The 7,120-nt window shown below is 56.9% G+C and carries 6 protein-coding genes; 3 read left to right on the top strand and 3 right to left on the bottom strand.

Features of this window, described 5'->3' with window-relative positions:
• Positions 1-388 precede the first annotated feature (388 nt).
• Both OCH239_RS22435 and OCH239_RS20865 read right to left on the bottom strand, forming a co-directional pair.
• Entirely contained in the window at positions 389-706 is a 318-nt protein-coding gene (locus OCH239_RS22435; RefSeq protein WP_084782762.1) for an H-NS histone family protein, read from the bottom strand.
• A 210-nt stretch (positions 707-916) separates the two neighbouring features.
• Positions 917-1,552: a tyrosine-type recombinase/integrase gene (locus OCH239_RS20865; protein WP_037267288.1), complete on the bottom strand. Its 636-nt coding sequence runs from the start codon at positions 1,550-1,552 to the stop codon at positions 917-919.
• 330 nt (positions 1,553-1,882) lie between these two features.
• Between OCH239_RS20865 and OCH239_RS20860 the strand changes: the two genes are divergently transcribed.
• Together OCH239_RS20860 and OCH239_RS20855 are read left to right on the top strand one after the other, a co-directional pair.
• Complete coding sequence (locus tag OCH239_RS20860) at positions 1,883-2,917, top strand: IS110 family RNA-guided transposase (protein WP_037267287.1); 1,035 nt, start codon at positions 1,883-1,885, stop codon at positions 2,915-2,917.
• A gap of 833 nt (positions 2,918-3,750) precedes the next feature.
• Positions 3,751-5,055: a hypothetical protein gene (locus tag OCH239_RS20855; protein WP_037267286.1), complete on the top strand. Its 1,305-nt coding sequence runs from the start codon at positions 3,751-3,753 to the stop codon at positions 5,053-5,055.
• Here the strand turns inward: OCH239_RS20855 and OCH239_RS20850 are convergent.
• On the bottom strand, positions 5,052-5,516 hold the full coding sequence (locus OCH239_RS20850; RefSeq protein WP_037267284.1) for a GIY-YIG nuclease family protein: 465 nt from the start codon (positions 5,514-5,516) through the stop codon (positions 5,052-5,054). The genes OCH239_RS20855 and OCH239_RS20850 overlap by 4 nt on opposite strands.
• A gap of 781 nt (positions 5,517-6,297) precedes the next feature.
• Here OCH239_RS20850 and OCH239_RS22995 point away from each other — a divergent pair.
• Complete coding sequence (locus OCH239_RS22995; protein WP_157578033.1) at positions 6,298-7,008, top strand: hypothetical protein; 711 nt, start codon at positions 6,298-6,300, stop codon at positions 7,006-7,008.
• Positions 7,009-7,120 lie beyond the last annotated feature (112 nt).

Genomic DNA, 7,120 nt, shown 5'->3' with positions numbered 1-7,120 from the left:
GTCCAGGCGCGCGGTTCCAAAGCTGCACTGCGGATCGCGTCGAGAGCGACGCCGAGTTTCCTTTGAACCATATTCTGCTGTCCCCTGCGGACATTGATGCGCAGGGAGGCCAAAAAAGCAACCGCGGGATAATGCGAGTACGATCAAAACACGATCCATACTCATGTGCTGGCGGAACAGGGATACCAAGCATCAGGATATCGTCCTAATGACAGCGAGCTTCCCAGGAATGCCCTGCCAGAGCCGTATATTCGGGACAGGCAAACGCGGCTCCGAGACACTCTCCGTGTGGCCAGGTTCTTTGGGTAAAGCGGCGGACGGCCACCAGTTTCGAAATTATCGACTGATAGCCGTACACTCAGAGGCTACGGTGAGCCTCCTTCTGTGCTTACTTAATCAGGAATTCGTCCTGGCTATGTCCCGCAGCGAGCTTCTCGTCCATCCACTTCGGTTTACGTCCACGGCCAGTCCATGTGTCGGTGGGATTTTCCGGGTTTGCGTATTTCGGAAGACCTTTTGACTTGCTTGGGGCATCTTGAAGCAGCTCGTCGAGCGCGAAGCCATGTTCCCTGGCGGCTTCTTTTGCTGCGGCCATCGCTTCAGTGCGCTTGCGTTGGTCGTAACTCTTGAGAGCTTTTTGAGCATCCTTTTCAAGCTTTACCAGTTCGTCTCGCGACATCTCGCCTAAATTTACGTCGTGTGCCATTGGTCTCTCCATTTCTCTGGCGATGAAATGAATGCAAAACGCGGCGACGACAATACTAGTTTTACGTTTTACTCACGCTTGCGGTATTCGAACCGGCATTGGATCGGTGCTGAGCCTTACGTAAAATGGCATTATGGTCATTCCGCGCATGTCAAAACTTGGTTGCCGACGCGTATACTCTAACGGTGAGCGCTTGACGTGCGGGGGATTTCACCCCGCCAGCCGATCCGCGATGCCCCCTAACCCCCACATTCTCGCGGCGATGTTCTGCTCTTCTTTTCCGGTGGCGTCAGCATAGATCGCGGTGGTGCTGAGCTGGGCGTGGCCCATCCATTTCTGCAGCATGTTGAGCGGCACGCCATTCACCGCGGCGTTGATCCCGAAGCCGTGCCGCAGGACTTTGGGACTGCACTGAGGCCCGTCGGGGATGCCGGCCTCGATCATGATCCGCTTCACAATCTTCCAGGCCCAGACGCGGCTGATCCCCCAGATGGATTGAGCGGCCTTCTTCCGGGACTTCTGGGCCTCACGGATGCCGTGCGCGGTGTTGAGCGTGTCGAGGTAGTCCGGCGGGACCGGCAGCGTGCGAAAGACAATCCGCGCAGCGCCGGAGGCGTCCTTGCGCTTCTTCAGGGACCGGATGGCAATGGCGCCGCCGGAGAGGTCGACCCGGGCCGGCGTGATCTCGAGGAGCTCGGAGGGGCGGCACCCGGTGAAGTGCAATGTCTCGCAGAGCGTGCGGTCGCGTGCCGGCTGGCGCCGGGCCCCAGCCAGGAAGGTGGCGCGCTCCTCGGCGTTGAGATAGAGCCGGTTTCCGGCAGGGTCGTAGAGACGCATATCACTCATAGTGAACAGATTACCCGAAACGTGTTAAGTCACGAAGCGCAAATGCCTCGCCTGCCCGTCCGGTTTGCGGGGCATTCGGGTGTCGGTGGCGGCGGCGGTATTAACAGAATGGGTAATAGTATTAACGCCAGACGTAAGAGCGGCCACTCGTGATCTTTGCGGCGAATGACGGGACAGAGCCCAAACGGACTGCGTCGATTCTAGATGAGCTCGCAATTGCAGCATGGGCGCGGCCATCGCTCACGGCCCAAAGCATCGGTAATTGGGCTGCCTCACTGACAAGGTCGAGCTCCTGTTAGGATCGAATGATCCGAATGAAGGGAGTGAACCATGGAATACTATGCTGGACTGGACGTGTCTCTGCGGAGCTGCGCGCTGTGCATCATCGACGAGAAGGGGGCTGTCTGCCTCGAGCGGGAGCTTCCCTGTGAGGTCGAGGCGATCGCCGATGCCTTGGCGAGGTTCCCCAGCCCGGTAACCCGGATAGGCTTCGAAGCGGGGACGATGAGCCAGCATCTCTACTTCGGACTGCGGGGCCGAAGCCTCGATGTCGTCTGCATGGAAGCGCGTCATGTCAATGCGGCGCTCTCGGCCATGCGCAACAAGACAGATCGCAACGACGCCAGAGGGATCGCCCAGGTCCTGCGGACCGGCTGGTTCAGCCCTGTCCATATGAAGAGCAGGAAGTCGCACGGCATCCGAGCCCTCCTTAGCACCCGGCGCGCGTTGCTCTCCAAGACCATCGACCTCGCCAACGAGGTGCGGGGGCTGCTAAAGATCTTCGGCATCCGCCTGCCTTCCAGCGTCAGCCACGGTCGCTTCGACGAGGTCGCACGCGGCATGGTGGAGATAGACGAAATCTTGGCCCATGCGATCCTGCCTCTGCTCGACGCCCGCCGGGCGCTCTACGACCAGTTTCTGGAACTGGACCGCCGGGTGAAGCGCGCGGCAAGCCGGGATGAGGTCTGCGTTCGGATGATGACGGTGCCCGGGGTCGGACCGATTGCGGCCCTGACGTTCAAGGCTGCCGTCGACGACCCGGCGCGATTCAGGAGGTCGCGGACCGTAGCCGCCCACTTCGGATTGACGCCGAGGCGATATCAGTCGGGCGAAACTGACAACCCGGGTCGCATCTCGAAGGCTGGTGATCGCGACGTCCGTTCGACGCTCTACGCGGCCGCCAATGCGCTCCTGATGCGGACCATGGCCGGTTCCCGGATCAAGTCATGGGGCATGCGCCTGATGCGGACCAAGGGTCGGCGCCGCGCCGTCGTCGCCGTGGCTCGAAAGCTAGCTGTCATTCTTCATCGCCTCTGGAGCGATGGGACCCAGTTCCGTCCGACCGTCGAGGAGCCAGCAGCATGATCTGACCACTTCTCGATGGAACGACGGGATCGTCCTCACCGGACGAGGTTCGTGGATGAAGCCGAAAATGTCTGCTGCGCAACCAAGCGCGTCTCAAAGCAAGGCTCTCCACTGCCAATCCGACGAATGCTTGCAGCGGCGCTCAGACGACCAGACTGCGAAGAGAAGCGTGACCCGGATGAGCGACACCGATCCCGAAGATACAAGGAAGATGAGCTTGACCCAGACACCCAATTAGAGAAGCCGACCTTGGATGGCTACGGCTACGCCGCGACGCAGCTTACCGAACCGGCCATTTGTCCATCGTGCAGCATTTTCGTAGGGTGAAGGTCGACACTGCGGACCTTACTGCTGTTCGCTGCGCGTGCCCGATAATCGCCGCGTCTGCGAGCGCCACCGAAGGTAGGGCGGGAAGCCGTCATTCGCCGCAGGCGCGATGGCACCCCGTCCGTATTCAAGAAGCGGACACTCATTCAGGAACTAGAGCTTGCACCCCTCTGGGTGACACGAAGGATGGGACGTGGCTTGCCGACAACACCGTATGGCTGCCGCAGCATCCAGCCAAAGCGGCCGCTCATTATTCGCGCAGCCCTTTTCCCATGAAATCACCGGAAAAGGGCAGCATTAGCCTCATCACATTAGAAGCAAAGTCGGCATAACGACATGGGTGGCCGATGAAGACAATCTGAGGTGGCAGACCGAGGCGTAGCGGCGCACCTTATCACACCCACCTTCATACCCAATTCTCCGGGTGAGTTCCCTTGAATAGCACACCGCTATCCGAAGTGCTTGATTCCTCAACCCTTCCTAGTAGTTTGAGATAAGGGGGAAAAATGGCTTTCAGAAAACTTGCCTTGAATGCACTGGTTGTAAACCGCGCAAACGACCGTCACGGGGAGCTCGAAAATGAAACGGCCGCGATTGCGTGGCTCTTCAACGAGCGCGAAGCGCACATGCGAAGTCTGGCGAAGGACATCGTGGAGCAGGGCGAAATTTACGAGTATCCCCTTGTTTCTCCCCAAAAGTCCAAGTTCATCGTCTTTGATGGTAATCGTCGCGTGACGTGCTGTAAACTTCTCGATGATCCGCGCCGGGCGCCGACTACAGAGCTCCAAACATTCTTCCGCGAACAGAAAGCGCTCTGGAAAGGCTCCTTCCCGACTGAAATTCTGTGCCAGGTAGAAACCGACCGAGACCGAATCGACGAGATCCTTTTCCGCCGCCACACCGGCTCACAGTCCGGCGTCGGACAGAGCACTTGGGATGACCGGATGAAGGCAACCTTCATCACGCGCACTGGCAAGGGCAACGGGCCGAGTGTCGCAGACGAGATTGAACGGCGGCTTGCAGAGGCGAACCTCCTACCCTCCCGCCGCAAGATTCCTCGGTCAACACTCAACCGCTTGCTGTCTGCAGAACCTTTCCGGCATCGCGTTGGCATCAGCATGAAAGGCGGTCGCTTCCAGTTCACGCATGACCAGCCAAAGTCGCTCGCCGCACTGGCTCGTATCGCGAAGGACTTGGCCGAACGCGATTTGGTACTCGGGGATGTTTGGGACATCGACGGCAAGCAGAGCTATCTTGATCAACTTGAGCGCGAGGGCGTCCTCCCCAAGGAAACTGACACAACGAAAACAGTTGAGCCCGGGACGCCGGCTCGTAAGCCCGCAAAGGTGAAACCAAGTGCCAAGGCAAAACCGACCATTCGAACGACGCTTATTCCGAGCAAAGACTTCGATCTGAACTGGCCAGGTCGGCTTCAACGCCATCACCGAATCTGGGAAGAGCTACAGTTTCACCTCGATCTGCGCACCCATCCCAACGCGATCTCGGTTCTTATGCGCGTGCTCCTCGAACTCGCGCTGGAGAACTACATCACAACTGCTAAGGTCGTGGTCCACGAAAACGATAAACTTGCGACCCGGCTTGAGAAAGCAGGACTGCACCTTCAAACGGCTGGAAAGATCGACGCAAAGCAGGTCGAGGTGCTAAAGAAATTCAAACAAGGCGACAAGCTCGTGTCTGCCGGCACGTTGAATAGGTATGTTCACTCCACGAATTTTGCACCTTCCCCTGAGCACCTGATGTCAATTTGGGACAGCTTGGCCGATGTCGTCGTCGAGATGTTGAAAGTCTAGTCGATCTCCTTCTGAACATCAGACACCTGCCGCTGGAACTTGGGAAGGGTCAAATTCTGCCGGTCCATCTCGATCTGCAATTCGAGCATGCCGTCATGACACCAGTAGATGAAGTTGACCGAGTTCATGTCGGGATCTTCGTCGCTGAAAGCACTAAAATTTTCGATGAACCAACCGCGCATTTTGTCTTCGCCTGCGAAGCTGAACCACTCGCCCGCGTACCAGAAACGGGAGAGGCCTGCGTGTAGCAGTCGCTCGTTATGCGACATCCCCCAAAAGGGTTTGAATCCGATCAAGTCCATGTCGGGCAACCACGTCTTCGCGGCTTTGAGACGCTCTTTCGCCGAGCGGCTTTTTCCGATTTTCAACCGCCCCTTGTCTTCGATCACATAGAGATACCCTGGATCGAAGCGCTGAATTTGCCATACCGGCATGATGGTGCCGACCTTCTTGAAGATCATTCTGTCTTTCCAACTGGCCCCACGTTCAGGGGTCACAGATCATACCACGCGGCAGGACGACCTGGCTGTTGCCCAAAGGACTGTGGAATGACATGCTCCACGCTTTTCGCAGCGTCCTACGGAGGCTTGCAGAATAAACAACGCATCGATTCAGCCCTTAGATTATGGGGACCGTTGATGGACGCCTTCATCTCTGCCCGCAGCTCAGATCGACAGCTTCGTACGAATGAATGCCATCTTGGCCGGTTGCTTTGTCGAGGCAAGACGTACGGCAGCTTTGGGCCGAACGGCATCAGCGGTGTCGAGCGGACGCGGAAGGCCAGTCGCGCCGCCGCATGACGGCTTCGAGCCCGACCTACGCATTCGACAGGCCGCAGCGAACGGCCGCTCTCGCGAGTAACCAAAAAACGTGCCAGAACCATATGGTTTCTCTCGGGGGATCTGTCCCGGCCAACCTTCGGTAGACGCGAGAACCCTTAGGGAGGGACAGAAACGACCGTTTCTGGTGAAGGGGTTTTGTAAAGGATTCTTGTCAGCTTCTTACCCGTCTTCGAACAGCACATGCTTGAAGCCAAGTTCTAAACTTCAAACAAAACAGTTCTGGAAGTCGCTCGAACGCTACCGATTTGCTTTCATTTGGTTTTATCAGAAGAGGTGTCAGGCAAGATACACGTTCCGCTGCGTCAACTTGGCGCTTGATTTTGTCGCAGACCTCTCGTTAAACTTCTTTGCAGCGCGCCCCGCGTAGGGACTTTGTTTTGAACCTTTATGGAAAATGACAATGGCACATTCTTTTTTGGGTGGTCTCACGCTTACAGCTGCTCTAGGGATTTCATCCACGGCATTCGCTGCGACTGTGACACCAACCTTTACCGATGAAGGCATCGACACAACTGGGACAGCAACATCCACTAGAATGTATCGCGCTGCCCTGACTGGTCTAGGCCTTACAAAAATTGGTGCAATCACTGTAAATGATTCCAATTCTGGCGTGGGCGGTTCTACGGGTATCTATTCTGGATTCGATCTCGATGCTATTTTTCTCGATGTAGACGGTCTCCTAACAACCGATACAGATCGATTCTACGCAGACAGCTTTATCTTTAGTGCTGGAACAACTCGTTCCGGAAGTTTTGCACCTCCATCCCCATCGGGTGGCCCGACCAACGGTTCGTCTAGCGCAACGTCAGTCGACGAAAGTTGGGCTGCTTTAAACGATATTGACGGGATTTTCTTCGGTACAGGAAGCCTTACCCTTGGGGACGGCGGCAGCCTAACCGCTGTGTTTGACCCCACTATCTCAATTAGTTCTTCGTTATTCCTGTTTGCAGGCGAAGTTAGTGGTGACGCGGGCGAAACCTTGACGGGTCTCGTTGAAATCACGGATACACCACCGACTATGACTCCTGTGCCGATCCCCGCAGGTCTTCCGCTCATGCTATCAGGGTTGCTAGGAGTCGGTCTTCTGGCACGGCGCAAGAAAGCCGTCTGAGTCTGTCACCGCTCAAAATCCATGCCTTTGTCCCGACCTCTCTAAAGTCGGTATTCTCGCATATCTTTGAGAAGGTTTGCCCTGCACTCGGCTTTGTTGCGCAAAGGCGGAT

Source organism: Roseivivax halodurans JCM 10272 (assembly GCF_000521785.1).
Lineage (GTDB): Bacteria > Pseudomonadota > Alphaproteobacteria > Rhodobacterales > Rhodobacteraceae > Roseivivax > Roseivivax halodurans.
The sequence above is the reverse complement of the archived record's forward strand: the minus strand, read 5'-3'. Positions and strand labels throughout refer to the sequence as shown.